General features: G+C 32.7%; 19 protein-coding genes. 11 read left to right on the forward strand and 8 right to left on the reverse strand.

Annotation, left to right across the window (positions count from 1 at the left end; translation table 11 throughout):
* Positions 1–74 precede the first annotated feature (74 nt).
* The 3 genes from IEV72_RS03190 to IEV72_RS03200 form a co-directional block, all read right to left on the reverse strand.
* Positions 75–431, reverse strand: coding sequence for a toxin-antitoxin system YwqK family antitoxin (locus tag IEV72_RS03190; RefSeq protein WP_229731783.1), 357 nt, complete (start codon positions 429–431; stop codon positions 75–77).
* 271 nt (positions 432–702) lie between these two features.
* Positions 703–1,887: a pyridoxal phosphate-dependent aminotransferase gene (locus tag IEV72_RS03195; RefSeq protein WP_188457640.1), complete on the reverse strand. Its 1,185-nt coding sequence runs from the start codon at positions 1,885–1,887 to the stop codon at positions 703–705.
* 11 nt (positions 1,888–1,898) lie between these two features.
* The gene (locus IEV72_RS03200; protein ID WP_188457641.1) at positions 1,899–2,993 is read right to left on the reverse strand and encodes a fatty acid desaturase family protein; all 1,095 of its coding nucleotides are present in this window, start codon (positions 2,991–2,993) and stop codon (positions 1,899–1,901) included.
* 79 nt (positions 2,994–3,072) lie between these two features.
* Here IEV72_RS03200 and rsmG point away from each other — a divergent pair, with 79 nt between their 5' ends.
* From rsmG to xseB, 5 genes are all read left to right on the forward strand, one after another.
* Positions 3,073–3,729: a 16S rRNA (guanine(527)-N(7))-methyltransferase RsmG gene (rsmG, locus tag IEV72_RS03205; RefSeq protein WP_373283983.1), complete on the forward strand. Its 657-nt coding sequence runs from the start codon at positions 3,073–3,075 to the stop codon at positions 3,727–3,729.
* Positions 3,729–4,319, forward strand: a complete 591-nt coding sequence (locus IEV72_RS03210; RefSeq protein WP_188457642.1) for a TlpA family protein disulfide reductase — start codon at positions 3,729–3,731, stop codon at positions 4,317–4,319. The genes rsmG and IEV72_RS03210 overlap by 1 nt, the downstream gene beginning before the upstream one ends.
* Positions 4,320–4,394: 75 nt before the next feature.
* Positions 4,395–4,571 carry a CAL67264 family membrane protein gene (locus IEV72_RS03215; protein WP_229731791.1) on the forward strand — a complete coding sequence of 59 codons (177 nt, stop codon included), beginning with the start codon at positions 4,395–4,397 and terminating at the stop codon, positions 4,569–4,571.
* Between the two features lie 9 nt (positions 4,572–4,580).
* Positions 4,581–5,972 (forward strand): exodeoxyribonuclease VII large subunit, encoded by a 1,392-nt coding sequence (gene xseA, locus IEV72_RS03220; RefSeq protein WP_188457643.1) that lies wholly within the window; start codon positions 4,581–4,583, stop codon positions 5,970–5,972.
* Positions 5,959–6,159, forward strand: coding sequence for an exodeoxyribonuclease VII small subunit (xseB, locus tag IEV72_RS03225; protein WP_188457644.1), 201 nt, complete (start codon positions 5,959–5,961; stop codon positions 6,157–6,159). Before xseA ends, xseB begins: the two co-directional genes overlap by 14 nt.
* Before the next feature lie 88 nt (positions 6,160–6,247).
* On the opposite strand, the gene IEV72_RS03230 is transcribed toward xseB, so the two are convergent.
* The gene (locus IEV72_RS03230) at positions 6,248–7,027 is read right to left on the reverse strand and encodes a zinc ribbon domain-containing protein (RefSeq protein ID WP_188457645.1); all 780 of its coding nucleotides are present in this window, start codon (positions 7,025–7,027) and stop codon (positions 6,248–6,250) included.
* A 2-nt stretch (positions 7,028–7,029) separates the two neighbouring features.
* The gene (locus IEV72_RS03235) at positions 7,030–8,124 is read right to left on the reverse strand and encodes a Nif3-like dinuclear metal center hexameric protein (RefSeq protein ID WP_188457646.1); all 1,095 of its coding nucleotides are present in this window, start codon (positions 8,122–8,124) and stop codon (positions 7,030–7,032) included.
* Between the two features lie 47 nt (positions 8,125–8,171).
* Here IEV72_RS03235 and lpxK point away from each other — a divergent pair, with 47 nt between their 5' ends.
* Entirely contained in the window at positions 8,172–9,176 is a 1,005-nt protein-coding gene (lpxK, locus tag IEV72_RS03240; RefSeq protein ID WP_188457647.1) for a tetraacyldisaccharide 4'-kinase, read from the forward strand.
* Between the two features lie 573 nt (positions 9,177–9,749).
* Here the strand turns inward: lpxK and IEV72_RS03245 are convergent.
* The 3 genes from IEV72_RS03245 to deoC all read right to left on the reverse strand — a co-directional run bounded on the left by IEV72_RS03245 (position 9,750) and on the right by deoC (position 12,052).
* On the reverse strand, positions 9,750–10,604 hold the full coding sequence (locus tag IEV72_RS03245) for a DUF1853 family protein (RefSeq protein WP_188457648.1): 855 nt from the start codon (positions 10,602–10,604) through the stop codon (positions 9,750–9,752).
* Positions 10,605–10,679: 75 nt separating this feature from the next.
* Complete coding sequence (gene deoD / locus IEV72_RS03250; RefSeq protein ID WP_188457649.1) at positions 10,680–11,378, reverse strand: purine-nucleoside phosphorylase; 699 nt, start codon at positions 11,376–11,378, stop codon at positions 10,680–10,682.
* Between the two features lie 11 nt (positions 11,379–11,389).
* Complete coding sequence (gene deoC, locus IEV72_RS03255; RefSeq protein ID WP_188457650.1) at positions 11,390–12,052, reverse strand: deoxyribose-phosphate aldolase; 663 nt, start codon at positions 12,050–12,052, stop codon at positions 11,390–11,392.
* A 159-nt stretch (positions 12,053–12,211) separates the two neighbouring features.
* Here deoC and IEV72_RS03260 point away from each other — a divergent pair, with 159 nt between their 5' ends.
* The 5 genes from IEV72_RS03260 (at position 12,212) to IEV72_RS03280 (ending at position 16,337) form a co-directional block, all read left to right on the forward strand.
* A complete protein-coding gene (locus tag IEV72_RS03260; RefSeq protein WP_188457651.1) occupies positions 12,212–12,685 on the forward strand; it encodes a lipocalin family protein in 474 nt (157 codons plus the stop codon).
* An 11-nt stretch (positions 12,686–12,696) separates the two neighbouring features.
* On the forward strand, positions 12,697–13,392 hold the full coding sequence (locus tag IEV72_RS03265; RefSeq protein WP_188457652.1) for a YiaD family glycine zipper/OmpA-like lipoprotein: 696 nt from the start codon (positions 12,697–12,699) through the stop codon (positions 13,390–13,392).
* A 70-nt stretch (positions 13,393–13,462) separates the two neighbouring features.
* A complete protein-coding gene (locus IEV72_RS03270; RefSeq protein ID WP_188457653.1) occupies positions 13,463–14,584 on the forward strand; it encodes an NAD(P)/FAD-dependent oxidoreductase in 1,122 nt (373 codons plus the stop codon).
* On the forward strand, positions 14,575–15,288 hold the full coding sequence (locus IEV72_RS03275) for a methyltransferase domain-containing protein (RefSeq protein ID WP_188457654.1): 714 nt from the start codon (positions 14,575–14,577) through the stop codon (positions 15,286–15,288). The genes IEV72_RS03270 and IEV72_RS03275 overlap by 10 nt, the downstream gene beginning before the upstream one ends.
* On the forward strand, positions 15,285–16,337 hold the full coding sequence (locus IEV72_RS03280) for a type III polyketide synthase (protein WP_188457655.1): 1,053 nt from the start codon (positions 15,285–15,287) through the stop codon (positions 16,335–16,337). The genes IEV72_RS03275 and IEV72_RS03280 overlap by 4 nt, the downstream gene beginning before the upstream one ends.
* The last annotated feature ends 84 nt before the right edge of the window (positions 16,338–16,421 follow it).

The following is a 16,421-nucleotide window of genomic DNA, read 5'->3' on the forward strand; positions in this document are numbered from 1 at the left end:
TAGTTTATACAAAATCAAAAAAAACCACCTAATATTAATTAAGTGGTTAATGATTTTATTATGCTTGAATATATTTAATTGATTGCGTAAGAGTCCGTCATTTTATAATCATTGACAACAACAATATCATTTTGTTTATATTCAACTTCAGTTAATTTGTCTTCTTTCCAAAAGAACCATTTTCCGTCTTTTCTACCTTCAACATACTGCGCTTGAGCAATTTTTTTGCCTTGCATATCATATGCTTTCCAAACACCGTGAGGTTTTTTATTCTTGATAAAACCAGTTTGACTTACATTACCATTTTCATGATAATAAGTTGCTTCAACTAAATCTCCTTTTTTTTCAAATTTTGCTCGTTCGTTGTTTTCTTGAGCGTAAAGGACAACACCCATTAAAAAGAAAACCATAAAAGCTACAACATTTTTCATATCTCTCATATTTGTAGCTAATATACGAATTAATTTACATTAAATATACATTCAGTTAACATTAAATTTACATTGAGCCGTAATTTGCTGATTTAATGTTATATAAAAGTTACCTAAATGTTACGAGCCATGTATTTTTATGGCAAAGAAAAGACAAGGTTAAAAAAAAAGTGTTTCCAAGAAAACTTCTTGAAAACACTGATGCTATACATATTTTTAAAAAAACCTAAGTATATAAGTCTATGAAAAAAGTTGCTTTGCTAAACAAAAGTTATGCTAAAACAGACTTGATTCGTTTAAATGCTTCTTTGATGTCATTTTCACTAGCAGCATAAGATATTCTAATGCAGTTTGGATTTCCAAAAGCTTCGCCAGTTACTGTTGCAACATTGGCTTCTTCTAACAAGAATAAACTAAAATCTGATGCATTATTAATTTGATGCTTACCTAGTTGTTTTCCAAAAAAACTACTCACATTTGGAAATACATAAAAAGCACCTTCGGGTACATTTGAAGAGAAACCATCTAAGTCTTCAACTAAATCCAATACTAATTTTCTTCTTTCTTTGAATTTATCAATCATGAACTGAATTTCAGAAATCGGTGCATCTAAAGCAGCGATAACTGCTCGTTGAGCAATACAATTGGCGCCACTTGTAACTTGACCTTGTAATTTGGTGCAGGCTTTAGCAATGTATTCTGGAGCGCCGATGTAACCAATACGCCAACCTGTCATTGAATAGGCTTTAGAAACTCCATTAACGGTTACTGTTCGATCTTTCATAAAATCGATTTGCGCCATGGAGAATTTTTCATCTGAAAAATTAATGTGCTCGTAAATTTCATCACTTACCACTACAATTTGTGGATAATTCTTTAAGATTTCAGCTAAAGCACGCAATTCATTTTCGCTGTATACTGAACCAGAAGGATTACAAGGGGAACTATACCAAATCATTTTTGTTTTTGGTGTAATTGCCTTTTCCAATTGCTCAGGAGTCATTTTAAAATCGGTTTCCAAAACAGTTGGAACTTCAACCGCTGTTGCTCCAGTAAGTTGAACTATATCACGATAACTCACCCAATAAGGACAAGGCAAAATAACTTCATCTCCAGGATTTAAAATTGCGTTTGCTATATTGTACAAAGATTGTTTAGCTCCTGTAGAAACTACAATTTGACTTAATTTGTATTCTAAGTTATTGTCTCTTTTGAATTTACCTTGTATACTTTCTTTTAATTCTTGGTATCCATCTACTGGAGTGTAGGAGTGGTAATTTTCATCTATTGCTTTTTTAGCTGCTTCTTTAATGAAATCTGGGGTGTTAAAGTCGGGTTCCCCTAAGCTTAAACCAATAATGTCTTTTCCTTGACTTTTTAATTCTCTAGCTTTCGCTGCCATAGCTAAGGTTGCAGAAGTTTGCAATCCATTTACTTTATCAGAAAGTGTATTCATTTGTATTCTACTTATGCTATTTGTGGTTGAGTTCCTAATTCTTTTAAATATTTGTAGTGAGAAATTATGGCTTCTCTAGTGCTTTTATATTCAAAATAAGGTAAATTATATTCTTGTGCAGTTTCTTTTACAATACTTCTAATCTTACTATAATGAATGTGACTAATATTCGGAAAAATATGATGCTCTACTTGATGGTTTAATCCACCTGTAAACCAACCTACTAATTTGTTTTTAACTGAAAAATTTGCCGTAGTAAACAATTGATGCGTAACCCAAGCGTGCTCGAATTTTAAATCTTTTGTTGGAATTGGCATTAAGGTGTTTTCGGTAACGTGAGCCAACTGAAAAACAACACTTAAAATTAAGCCTGCAGTAAAATGCATAGCTAAAAAGCCAATAATTACCATCCACCATGTTAATTCTGTAAACACAATAGGTGTTACAATCCACAACAAAATATAAGCAATTTTACTAATGGCTACCGTGCTCCATTGCTTGAACGGATTCGGTAATTTACCATAAGAAAGTTTTTGCTTTAAATATTTTCTAGATTGTCTAAAATCAGTAGTTATTGCCCAATTAATAGTCAATAAACCATATAAGAAAAAAGAATAAATATGTTGAAATTTATGGAACTTTCTCCATTTAACTTCAGGAGTAAAGCGAACAATTTGTCCTACGCTAATATCTTCATCATGTCCGTGTACATTGGTATAGGTGTGGTGCAAGACATTGTGTTGTACTTGCCAGTTGTATACGTTACCTGCAAGAATGTAAATACTTCCGCCCATTAATTTATTTACCCATTTCTTTTTAGAATAGGTGCCGTGATTTCCATCATGCATGATATTCATACCAACGCCAGCCATTCCAACTCCCATAGTAATTGCCATAAGCAATTTAACCCAAGGAGCAAAAGGAGTAAAAAGAATGATTAGGTAAGGAGCTAAAAATAAAGAAAACATGATTACACTTTTTAAATGTAACTTCCAGTTTCCTGTTTTTGAGATTTGATTGTCTTTGAAATAAGCATTTACACGTTTGTTTAGCGTACGAATGAACTCTTTAGATTCTGCTCTCGAGAAGCGAATAGGACTTGCCATATAATATAATTTGTATCAATTCAAAAATAGGTCATTAGCTTGATATAACATATTTTTTAAGCATAAAGTTTATACAAGTATGGACTTTCGTATTTTTGCCCAAAAAATTACTTTGGTAGAAATACAAAAACACTTTCCTGACTTATCAGACCGCCAAATTGAACAATTTATACAAATAGCCGATTTGTATAAAGATTGGAATCAAAAAATAAATGTGGTTTCGCGTAAAGATATAGACGAAATTTATACAAGACACGTCCTGCATTCATTAGCAATTGCAAAATTGAATCCTTTTTTACCAGAAACTACAATTCTTGATGTTGGAACTGGTGGTGGTTTCCCTGGAATTCCATTGGCCATTTTATATCCTGAATGCCATTTTACTTTGGTAGATAGCATCGGAAAAAAAATTAAGGTGGTGAATGAAGTAATTGAAGGTTTACAACTTCAAAATGTCAAAACGGTAAACGATCGTGTAGAAAACATTACAGGTCAATATGAGTTCATTGTAAGTAGAGCAGTTGCTGCCATGCCAACATTTACACATTGGGTAAAAGGAAAAATGTCTAGCAATTCTAGACACGAACGTCGAAATGGAATTTTATATCTAAAAGGAGGCGACTTAACTGAAGAACTCGCGCCATATAGCAATGCAGAAATTTTTAATTTAGAAGAATTATTCAGTGATTCCTTTTTTGAGACAAAAAAATTGGTGTACTTACCTAGAAAAAAATAATGAAAAAAGATAAAAATTCAGATTCAAAAAAATCTTGGATTGTTAAGAATTGGAGCAATGTTTTGTTTGTGATTTTGGTAATTTTATTTTTAATACCATCAACGCGCTTTCAGTTGCAAGTTTTCATCAAGAGAACTTTTTCATTTAGTCCTTCTATTGAAAATGAAGAAAAGTTAAACCAACTCGAAGATTACAATTGGCTGCTTCTAGATCAAAACAAACAAAATGCAAACCTTAGTTCTTCTGAAGGGAAAGTAGTCTTAATAAATTTTTGGGCTACATGGTGTGGACCTTGTGTAGCTGAAATGCCTGATTTACAAGAATTATATAATACACATAAAGGAGAAGTTGATTTTTACTTTATAGCCAGGGATGAAAAAGATGCCGTATTTAATTTTTTAGCTAAGGAAGACTATAACTTACCAATCTATTTCGAAAAACAAAATCCCCCAGATTTGCTTCAAAGTAATCAGCTGCCAACCACATATGTAATAGATAAAAAAGGAAATATTTGGATTAAAAAAACCGGAGCAGCGAGTTGGAATTCTAATGAAATAAACAATTTAATTCAACGCTTAAGTGAAGAATAGCCTAAATTCAATACAAATGCGATTATAAAGATTTACTATATTTGCGGATTCAAAAAAAATGGATGCATGGGAATGATGAATAAAAATACAGTTCTAGGGTATGCTACCTTAATAATGATCATTGTTGGAATTGGTTTAATTATTTTAGGAGCAACTAAATATAGCGAAATTGCGGGTTGGGGTTTTGCGTCGGTAGGCATTGGTTTTTTTGCAATTGCTTGGGTTTTTAACGCCTTAAAAGGAAGAATGTAAACTTGTAATTTGTCTGATATAAAAGTATATCAACTTTCTGATATTGGTAAAAGTCTCCAAAATATGATTGAGACGCATTACCAATCAGGATTTTGGATTAAAGCTGAAATTTCAAAACTGAATTTTTACCCCAAAACCGGTCATTGTTTTCCCGACTTAGTCGAACGAAAAGACGGTAAAATTAAAGCGCAGATGCGTTCGATTATCTGGTCTACGCATTATCAGAAAATCAATAAAAACTTCTTGAAAATTGCGAAGACTCCTTTAGAAGATGGAATGAATATTTTGTTCCGAGCCAAGCTCAGTTTTCATCAAACCTATGGTTTTTCGCTCCAAATTTTACGTATCGATCCGCAGTTTACTTTAGGTGAATTGGCTGTTGAAAAAGATAAATGCATTCAACAACTTCAACAAGAAGACTTATTTCATAAAAATAAGAAGTTAACATCGCCTGTGTTGATTAAACGTTTGGCTATCATCTCTTATAATACCAGTAAAGGGTATGCCGATTTTTTGAGCATTATAAATCAGTATAAAGAAAAATACAATTTACATTATCAACTTTTTCCTTCGCTTTTACAAGGCGATAAAGCAGAACAGCAACTAATTGAACAATTGCAGCTTATTGAAAAACGAAAAGACGCGTTTGATGCAGTTTGTATTTTACGTGGTGGCGGTGGAGAAGTAGGTATGAATTGTTACAATAGTTATCAAGTTTCCAAAACTGTAGCTGAAATGAGTTTGCCAGTTTATACCGGAATTGGTCACTCTACCAATGAAACGGTTTGCGAAATGATAGCACACCAAAACTGTATTACACCAACCGATTTTGCTTATGAAGTAATTCAGAAATTTAAAGATTATGCTTTTCGAATTGAAACTGCACAAGATCAATTAAAAGCATGTATTTCTTCCATTTTTGTTACTGAAGAAGAAGAATTACTTCAATTGAGTACAAATTTTAAAAAGCAAGTTAAAAGCTTAGTGCGTTTTCAAAGTCAATTATTGCTACAGTTTAATAAACGTATGTATTCTGAATCTCCCAAACTGATTAAAAAAGCTAAATTGAATTTGAAACAAATACAAAGTGGTATTAAAAGACAACCAGTATTTACGCTTCATGCTGCTCAGCAGCACATAAAGCATCAACAGCATTTGCTACATATATTATCGAAAAAAAGTTTAGCAAATAAACACTTACTTTTAAAAAATCAAGAACATAGAATAAATTCCTTTTCGCCAGAACGTATTTTACAACGTGGATATTCCTTAATTTTGAAAAATGGAAAAATTGTCACTGATTTTACATCTCTTAAAAAAGGAGATGTAATTGAAAATGTCACTTCTCAAGGAAAGATAAAAAGCAATATTAAAAGCATAGAACCCAATGAAAAAGATTAAATATAATAAGGCTTTAGAAGAATTAGAGCAAATTGTAGCGGAAATTGAAAACGAAGAAATTTCAGTTGACGATTTAGCTGAAAAAGTAGAACGAGCTTCAAAATTAATTCAAGCTTGTAAAGATACTTTGTCTAAAACGGAAGCAGATGTAGATAAGATTTTGAGTGGTTTAAATGAAGATGAATAATTTGATTAGCGATTTTTCTATTGCATTAGTCATATAAAAAAAAGCCTGCTCAATCGAGCAGGCTTTTTTAAAATATATAGTTAAGAAATTAGATATTGGCAAATAAATTATGCATTTTATCTTCTTCTTCTTTTGCTAATTCTTGGTCTACTAAAATTCTACCACTGTGCTCATCCGTCATAATTTTACGTCTTGAGCCAATTTCCATTTGCACTTGAGGTGGAATAGTGAAAAAAGATCCGCCTGCAGCTCCACGTTCTATAGTAACAACTGCTAAGCCGTTTTTTACATTTTTACGAATACGATCATAAGCTTTCACCAAACGTTCTTCGATGTCTTTTTTCAATTCTTCAGCTTTTTTAGCTAAGGCATCTTCTTCTTTTTGGGTGTCTTTTAAAATGCCATCCAATTCAGATTTTTTGTGCTCTAAGTGATTTCTACGTTCTTCTAACTTGCTTTGTGTTTCTTCAATCACTTGTTTTTTGTGCTCAATTTTAGCACCAAATTCACGAATGTGTTTTTCGGCAAGTTCAATTTCTAATTCTTGGTATTCAATTTCCTTGCTTAAAGAATCAAACTCGCGATTGTTTCTAACGTTGTCTTGTTGATCCTTATATTTTTTGATCCGTGCATTTGCTTCGTCTATAAAGATTTTTTTGTCTTTAATAGCATTTTCAGCATCTTCTACTTCATTATGAAGTTTATCAACTCTTTTGCTTAGACCTTCAACTTCTGCATCTAAATCTTCTACTTCTAGAGGTAATTCACCGCGCATGTTTCTGATTTCGTCAATGCGTGAATCTACAAGTTGTAAATCATACAATGCTCTTAATTTTTCTTCTATGCTAACCTCTTTTTTCTTTGCCATAATCAACTATATTGAATTGGGTTGGTATTTATTTCTGATAAAACGATTGCAAAATTAGTGAATTTTTCTCTAAGAAAAGCATGCAAAAGTGCTTTTGTATATTGCTCACTTTCATAATGTCCCACATCTGCTAAAAAGATGGTGTTTTCAGCTTGGTAAAAATCATGATATTTTAAATCTGCAGTTACATAAGCATCTGCTTTACAGTTTTTTGCATTGGAAATTGCAAAAGCACCGCTTCCGCCCAAGACTGCCACTTTTTGAATGGATTTTCCTAAAAAAGTAGAATGGCGAATTACGGGTGTTCCAAAAGTTTCTTTTAAATGACTAATAAATTCAATTTCCTGCATGGGTTGATCAAAAAAACCGCTCATGCCTATGCCGCGTTGCTGATTGTAATTGTCTAAGGTTTCAACTTCGTAAGCTACTTCTTCATAAGGATGATGCTGGCGTAGCGCTTTTAAAACTTTACTTTTCAAGTGTGCATCAAATGTTATATTAATTTGAGTTTCCTTTTCAAAGTGTATTTTTCCTTTTTCACCAACTTGCGGATTGGATTCTGCATTACCTAAAAAACTACCTTCGCCTATTAAAGAAAAGCTGCAATTGGAATAGTTGCCAATGTTTCCAGCTCCAGCATCAAACAAAGCTTTTCGTAAATCGGTTGCATTTTTTGTTGGAACATAAGTGGTTAGTTTTTGAATACTTTCCTTTTTAGGAACTAAAATTTCAGTATTCTTTAAACCTAATTGTTTGCAGATTTGGTAATTTACTCCTTTATAATGATTGTCTAAAGCGGTGTGAATGGCATAAATAGCTATGTTGTTTTGTATAGCTTTAATCACGGTTCGTTCTACGTAAGTTTTGCCTGTTAATTTCTTTAATCCTTTGAAAATAATAGGATGAAAAGCCACAATACAGTTGCAATTGTGTTGGATAGCTTCATCAATTGTACTTTCTAAACAATCTAATGTAACTAAAATACCACTGACATTTTGCTGTGGACTTCCCACTAATAAACCCACATTGTCAAAATCTTCTGCGTAATGCGTTGGAGCAAAATCTTCTAATTGAGCAATAACTTCTTGTAGAATCATGAATTAATTTTTGAAATCATAAATATAAAAATTATACTTTCGTACAGATGAAAATACTCAGAAAAATACTGCTTCCTTTTTCTGTGTTGTATGCACTGATTCTTCGTTTACGAAATTTTGCATACGACCAAAATTGGTTGCCTTCAACTTCGTTTCAATTTCCTATTATTTGTGTAGGGAATTTGAGTTTAGGCGGCACAGGCAAGTCTCCCGCTATTGAATATTTAATTCGTCTGCTCGGTGAAAATTACAAAATAGCTACCTTAAGTCGTGGATATGGAAGAAAAACAACAGGTTTTCTAAAAGTTGAAAAAAATAATTTAGCACTTGAAGTAGGTGATGAGCCACTACAATTTAAAAATAAATATCCTGAAGTTGAAGTTGCCGTTGATGAAAAACGCGTACGCGGAATTCAACATTTATTGAATAATAAAGATACCGATGTAATCTTGCTGGATGATGCTTTTCAACATCGAAAAGTAAAAGCAGGTTTTCATATTTTACTGAGCGTTTATGGCGATTTGTACATCAACGATTTTGTTTTACCAGCTGGAAATTTACGCGAACCTGTTTCGGGTGCTCAACGAGCAGATATCATTATTATAACCAAATGTCCCGAAGACCTTTCTGTTGAAGAGCAAGAGCGAATTCAAAAAAAATTGAAGCTTCAAAAGCATCAAAAATTGTTTTTTGCTTATATCGCTTATAAAGAAAACCTTATTTCAACTGAAAAAAAGAAAAAACTATCCGAACTAAAAAGTTATACTTTAGTTACGGGTATTGCCAATCCAAAACCCTTATTGAAGTTTTTAAAAACTGTAAATCCACCTGAAAAACACTTGGCATTTAAAGATCACCATAATTTTACGGCCGAAGAAATTAAAGCTTTACATCAAGAAGAATTGATTTTAACAACGGAAAAAGATTTCACGCGATTAAAAACTCAACTACCCAATCATAAATTATTTTACATTCCTATTGAAATGAAAATTCTCAATCATGCGCAAGCTTTTGATGAAGCCGTTTTGGAGTATGTTTCAAATGCATCATAACTAACTAATAATCTTTAGTTTATTTATTACCGTTTATTTTTGCCACTAATTCACGAATGTTTGTTGAAGAGAATGTAAACTGAATTCGTGCATTCGTGGCATTGAATAAGAAAAGCACGTGAATAAAATTCAAATTATGCTTTGAATTGTTGATGAAGTTTTAAGGAAGTTACCAAATCACAAATAATTGAAAAACTTGTTCTGGTGTTTTCATCCATAGTTTATTTATTACCGTTTATTTTTGTCACTAATTCACGAATGTTTGTTGAAGAGAATGTAAACTGAATTCGTGCATTCGTGGCATTGAATAAGAAAAGCACGTGAATAAAATTCAAATTATACTTTCAATTGTTGATGAAGTTTTAAGGAAACTACCAAATCACAAATAATTGAAAAACTTGTTCTGGTGTTTTCATCCATAGTTTATTTATTACCGTTTATTTTTGTCACTAATTCACGAATGTTTGTTGAAGAGAATGTAAACTGAATTCGTGCATTCGTGGCATTGAATAAGAAAAGCACGTGAATAAAATTCAAATTATACTTTCAATTGTTGATGAAGTTTTAAGGAAACTACCAAATCACAAATAATTGAAAAACTTGTTCAGGTGTTTTCATCCATAATTTCACCGATCGTTTTTCATTGATAAATTCTTCTGCTTTTTGAATGATTTCTTCAAAAGAAAACCAGTCCATTTTTGATGTAAGCTGCGGCAGAATAGGCCAATCTTGTTTTTCAATAATGCTAAATTGAAACGGATTAAAAGCTTGCTGATTAAACTCTTCAAAATAATACCATTTTCCTACAATGGCTTTTGGATATATTCCTTTAAAATGAAATTGATTTTCTTGAAAGTGAACAAATAACTGTGCCTTAAAACACAAATTTTGTTGAAAATTTTCAGCTTCTAAACCCAGTTTTTCTTGCAAAATATTTTCAGTTGAAGCTTTGTAAAGTAAAGGAAACTGATTCTCGTTAAGCTTTTTCAATTTAAAATGTAAAAAGTCTTTTTTATTAGGTCCAACCCAGCACTCAACTTCTTTTTTAGATAAATCCCGATCAAAAATATATTGTTTGTAAACCAATTCTGTATGGAAATATTGATTATTATTTTTCCATAAAAAATCGAATTCACCAAGGGTAAGTTTATCTTCGATTACTTGTAAACTAAAGGCGAGTAGTTCAGCTTCAATTATATTTTCTAGCCACTCTTTGAAAAATAATTCAACGCGTTTTCCTAAGTAATTTTGCTTGTTTAATTCTACTAAATTAACTTCAGATAAAGATAATTCGGATGAATTTATAGGCTTTCCTAGATCAAGATTAGGATATGGAATTAAAACCCTATCCAACAGCAAATCTGGCGTAGACAAAAATCCGATGTACTGTTGCCAAATTCGATGTTGAAAATCTTCACTGTTTTGCATTAAGTCTTTTGGATATAAAAACTCTTCGATTTAAAATTTAAATAAAGTATACATCTAAGTTCAAAATAATTTTGTTTAAGCTAAACCTAAGCCAATTTTAATCATTTCGCTAAATGTGGTTTCTCTTTCTTTAGAGGTAGTAACTTCACCGGTTACTAAACTATCTGAAATGGTAAGTAAACAAAGTGCATTTACATTGTATTTAGCACATGTAGTATACAAACCAGCGGCTTCCATTTCTACACAAAGTACACCAAATTTAGCCCAATGTTTCCATTCTTCTGGATCGTCTGTATAAAATGTATCAGAAGATAGAATATTTCCCGCTTTTACATCAATATTTTTTTCTTTTGCAATTTCAATAGCTTTATTGAACAATTGAAAACTAGCAGTCGGAGCAAAATCACCACTTAGAAAACGAGTTTTGTTTAATCCGCTATTGGTAGAAGCCGACATGGCCACAACAACATCACGAATTTTAATATCAATTTGCATGGAACCAGCGCTGCCAACACGAATTAAATTTTTCACGCCAAATTCGGTTATTAATTCGTGTGCGTAAATATTGATGGACGGAATTCCCATTCCGCTTCCCATTACCGAAACGCGATTTCCATTATACGTCCCTGTAAAACCTAACATCCCACGAACTTCGTTAAAACAAACTGGATTTTCAAGAAAGGTTTCGGCTATCCATTTCGCGCGAAGCGGATCGCCAGGAAGTAAAACAGTTTCAGCTATGTCGCCTTTTTTAGCGTTGATGTGAATACTCATAAGCTTAATTTTTAATAGGTTGAATCTGTTTTTGTTCCTTCCATAATAGCCACACCAGACGATGCACCAATTCTACTCACACCAAGTTCTATATATTGTTTTACACTTTGTAAATCACGAATTCCACCTGAAGCTTTAATTTTTACATTTTTGCTAATGTTGTCTTTCATAATTTGAACAGCTTCTGTTGTGGCTCCACCAGAAGCAAAACCAGTAGATGTTTTTACAAAATCAACTCCAGCTTTATCTGCTTCTTGACAAGCTCTTGCTATTTCTTCATCGGTAAGATTACAGGTTTCTAAAATCACTTTTAAAATATAATTTCCAGTAGCTACTTTTACTTGGCTAATGTCGCTTTGCACATCGTCCCATCTATTCGATTTGATGGCTGCTTGATTAATTACCATATCAATTTCCTTTGCACCTTCTTCAATAGCAATTTGTGCTTCACGTACTTTGGTTTCTGTTGAAGAATTCCCCAAAGGAAATCCGACTACGGTACAAACTTTCACATCGGTTTTTCTAAGTATTTCGTAAGCATCTTTTACGTAATAGGAAGGAATACAAACACTCGCAAACTTGTATTGTATAGCTTCATCACAAAGCTTTTTTATTTCTTCTATTGTTGCACCTGCTTTTAAAAGCGTATGATCTATATATTTATTAATTTTCATTTTAACCTATATTTTTTTCAAATATAAAGCCTTTAAAAGGCATAAACAATGATAAAAATCAAAAGAATAATTATCATTAAGTTATTAAACTATTGTGAACTTCTTTCTGTTAAAATCTGTATTTTTGGTGTAACCTAATTCATAAATTACTTTTATACAATGAAAAATATACTACTCCTTTTTATAAGCATAACATTATTAAGTTGTGGTGCTTCCAAACTTGTTAAAGAAACAGAAAAGTCTTTTAATGGAGAATGGACCTTAACTGAAATTACGTATCCAGATTCTTCTGGTTTTTTTGATGTTACGCTATTTCAAACCGCAGATGCAAGTTGTTTTGAATCTTCCGTTTGGAAATTTGTTGCCAACAACAATCGTGGCACAGTAGATCTATACGATCAATCTTGTACAACAGAGCAGCAAAATCTAGTTTGGTCTGTTGAAGAAAGTACAAAACCAAATTACCTTTACAATGTGGTTTTAAAAATGGCTGAAAATGAAAAAGCCAGTAAAGAAAACAAAGGCTCGCGTTTACAAATCAAAGAAATATCCGAACGCAAAATGGTTTGGGATTTAAATGTACAATTTCAATCGAAGCCCATGGTGGTTAGATTAAACTTTATTAAAAATTAAAACAGCATAAAATGAAAAAATCTAAACTGGTTAATGTTTTATTGATAAGCATGTTGAGCATAAGCTTAATTGCTTGCGATGCCATGAAAAATACAAATAATACGGAACGAGGGACAGCTATAGGTGTTGCTGGTGGAGCAGTTATTGGTGGAATATTAGGCAATAATATTGGAGATGGCGGGAATTCTGCTTTAGGTGCTATTGTTGGTGCTGTAGTTGGTGGTGCATCAGGTGCATATATCGGAAATAGAATGGATGAACAAGCTAAACAAATACAAGAAGAAATTCCAGGCGCTGAAGTGGTTCGAGTTGGAGAAGGAATCGCTGTTACCTTTGATGAAAATTCAGGCGTGTATTTTGCAACCAACCAAGCTCAAATCAATGCAGATTCTAAATCTTCATTATCAAAATTAGCTGAAATCTTAAAGCAATATCCTAAAACCAACATTGTAGTAGAAGGACATACCGACAGCACAGGAAATGAAACCTACAATATGGATTTATCTAAAAGAAGATCGATGTCGGTTACCGATTTTTTGATGAAAAACGGAATTGATAGTAGCCGATTAATTACTAAATGGTTTGGTGAAGAACAACCAAAACACACCAATGAAACAGCTGAAGGAAGAGCTAAAAACCGAAGAGTAGAGTTGGCTATTGTTGCTAATGAAGAATTAAAAGAAGAAGCGAAAGAACAAGCTAACTAATATTTGTTAAAGATTTACTTATTCAATCCCGATGTGCTGCATCGGGATTTTTTTGTCTTATTTTTCAACTGTGAAACAAAGAGACGTAATTGTAATCGGTGGAGGCTTAGCTGGTTTAACTGCAGCTATTCATTTAGCAAAAAATGGACTTTCTGTTTTGGTGTTTGAGCGTCATGCTTACCCGAAGCACAAAGTCTGTGGCGAATATGTTTCCAACGAAGTTATTCCGTATTTAAATTCCTTAGGCGTAAATTTAAATCAACTTCCACTTCCACAAATCAATCAATTGCTTATTACTACTTCAACAGGAAAAGAAATCAATCAAGATTTGCCCTTAGGCGGTTTTGGAATTTCTAGGTATGCATTCGATGAATTACTTTATCAAAAAGCAAAGGAATTAAAAGTAGATTTCATTTTTGAAAAAGTGAAAGATGTTGTAGTAATGGAAGAAATGTACAGCGTTTCTACTCGAAATGATTCCTTTACAGCCAAGTTAGTTTTAGGATGCTTCGGAAAACGCTCTAACTTAGATCAACATTTTAACCGAAATTTCATTAATAAACCAGCGCATTGGGTTGGTATAAAAGCACATTACAAACATCCAAACTTCCCTGTTAATAAAGTAGAATTACATAATTTTGATGGCGGCTATTGCGGTTTGTCCTTAACGGAAACCAATTATGTAAATGTTTGTTATCTTGCTAAATACAAAAGCTTTAAACAATATAAAAATATAGAAGATTTTAATGAAAATGTGCTGCGAAAAAACAAACACTTGAATCGTTTTTTTAATGAAGCCGAATTGGCATTTGACAAGCATTTGGCTATTGCTCAAGTTTCATTTGAAAAGAAAGAAAGGGTTGAAAATGACATGTTGATGCTCGGCGATACTGCGGGATTAATTCATCCTTTATGTGGTAACGGAATGGCGATGGCTATTCATTCTGCAAAGTTAGCTTCTGAAGAAGTTTTGGCTTTCCAAAAGCATCAATCCAAGCCTATTTTATTTGAAAACTATACCCAAAAGTGGAAAATGAATTTTGAGAGCAGAATGAAGTTTGGCAACTATTTTCAAAAGTTATTTATGCATCAAAAATTAACCAATTTTGGTATGGCTATCGGTAGTAAAATGCCTTTTTTAGTAGAGAAAATGATTCAGAAAACCCATGGAAAACCAATAGAATGCAGTTAGTTTCTACCAGACATAGAAGTTTGCTTCCTGAAATTATGGATGAATTTGATTTTGATGGAAAAGAATTGGAAAAGGTTTTGAAAAACATCGATCAAATTAATGTAGCTTTAGGTGGCAACCGCGTAACGATTGATGGAATTCAACAATTTATTCGCCAACATCCACAAGAAGAGTATACCATTGTAGATGTAGGTTGTGGAAGCGGAGCAAGCTTGAGAAAATTAGCTAAATGGGCAAAAAACCAACCACAGCAATTTCAATTTATAGGAATAGACGCCAATCCAGAATGCATTAGGATTGCTCAAAAAGCTTCAAAAGAAATAGAGAATTTAAATTTTGAGTGCATGAATGTATTTTCAACGGCATTCGAAAAAATACAAGTAGATGTGTTTATTTCCACTTTAACCATGCATCATTTTAAGGACAAAGAGCTTCTTCAATTAATGAAAAGGCTACAACAGCAAGCTAAAATAGGAATGGTAATTAACGACTTACAACGCAGTAAAACAGCCTATTATTTATTTAAATTGTATGGATTGTTTTTCATTAGAAGTAAAATTGCCAAACACGATGGATTGATTTCTATTTTACGCGGATTCAAAAAAACAGATTTTAATAATTATGCTGAAAAAATGAATGTTCAAAATCATCAAATAAAATGGTTTTGGGCCTTTCGGTATCAATGGATAATACAAAACAAATGAGTGTGAAAATTACAAGTGCGGTGAGTCAATTGCCCGAATATTCTAAAACTACAGCAGAAGTTATTCCGTTTGTAGAAACTTGGTTAGCTAATGAAGATGAACGTTTTAGAAGGAAAGTTGTGAAAATTTTTGAAGGGGCAGGAGTAGACCAGCGCTATTCTATCATGAATCCTGAAGAAGTTTTTACAGCCACATCTTTTGAAGATAAAAACAAAATCTACGAACGCGAAGCTAAATCCTTGGGCAAAAAAGTGCTACAAAAAGCATTAAAAGATGCCAATTGGGAAGCAGATAGTTTAGATTACATTATTACGGTTAGTTGCACCGGAATTATGATTCCTTCTTTAGATGCGTATTTAATCAATGCCTTAGGTTTACGCCAAGATGTAATTCGTTTGCCTGTAACCGAAATGGGTTGCGCAGCTGGAATTTCAGGAATTATTTATGCCAAACAATTTTTAGCAGCCAATCCCGATAAACGTGCTGCGGTTATTGCTTTTGAAGCGCCGACAGCTACTTTTCAGTTAAACGATATGAGCATGGCCAATATGGTAAGTGCAGCTATTTTTGGCGATGGAGCAGCTTGTGTTTTGTTATCATCTAAAGAAACTGACAAAGGACCAAGTATTATCGGAGAAGGAATGTATCATTTTTTTGATGCTACACACATGATGGGTTTCGATTTGACCAATTCTGGTTTAAAAATGATTTTAGATGTAGAAGTTCCAAACACCATTGCCGCTCATTTTCCCGAAATAATTCATCCTTTTTTAGCAAAACACAACACCAAAATTGAAGAAATAAATCATCTTATATTTCATCCAGGTGGTAAAAAAATTATTCAAACCGTCGAAGCTTTATTTTCAGATTTAGGGAAAAATATAAATGATACCAAAGCGGTTTTACAATTGTTTGGAAACATGAGTAGTGCCACAGTATTGTTTGTATTAGAGCGCATTCTGAAGCAAAACCCCAAGAAAGGCGAGAAAGGAATTATGCTGAGTTTTGGTCCTGGTTTTTCAGCACAACGGGTGTTGTTGGAGTGGTAGGAGTTGGGTTTGAATTTTATTTGCTATCTAAGGTATAATTTAAATATTTGCTTCTAATTTTGAAAAATCTAGATAAACTTACAT

The organism is Psychroflexus planctonicus (assembly GCF_014640195.1).
GTDB classification, from domain to species: domain Bacteria; phylum Bacteroidota; class Bacteroidia; order Flavobacteriales; family Flavobacteriaceae; genus Psychroflexus; species Psychroflexus planctonicus.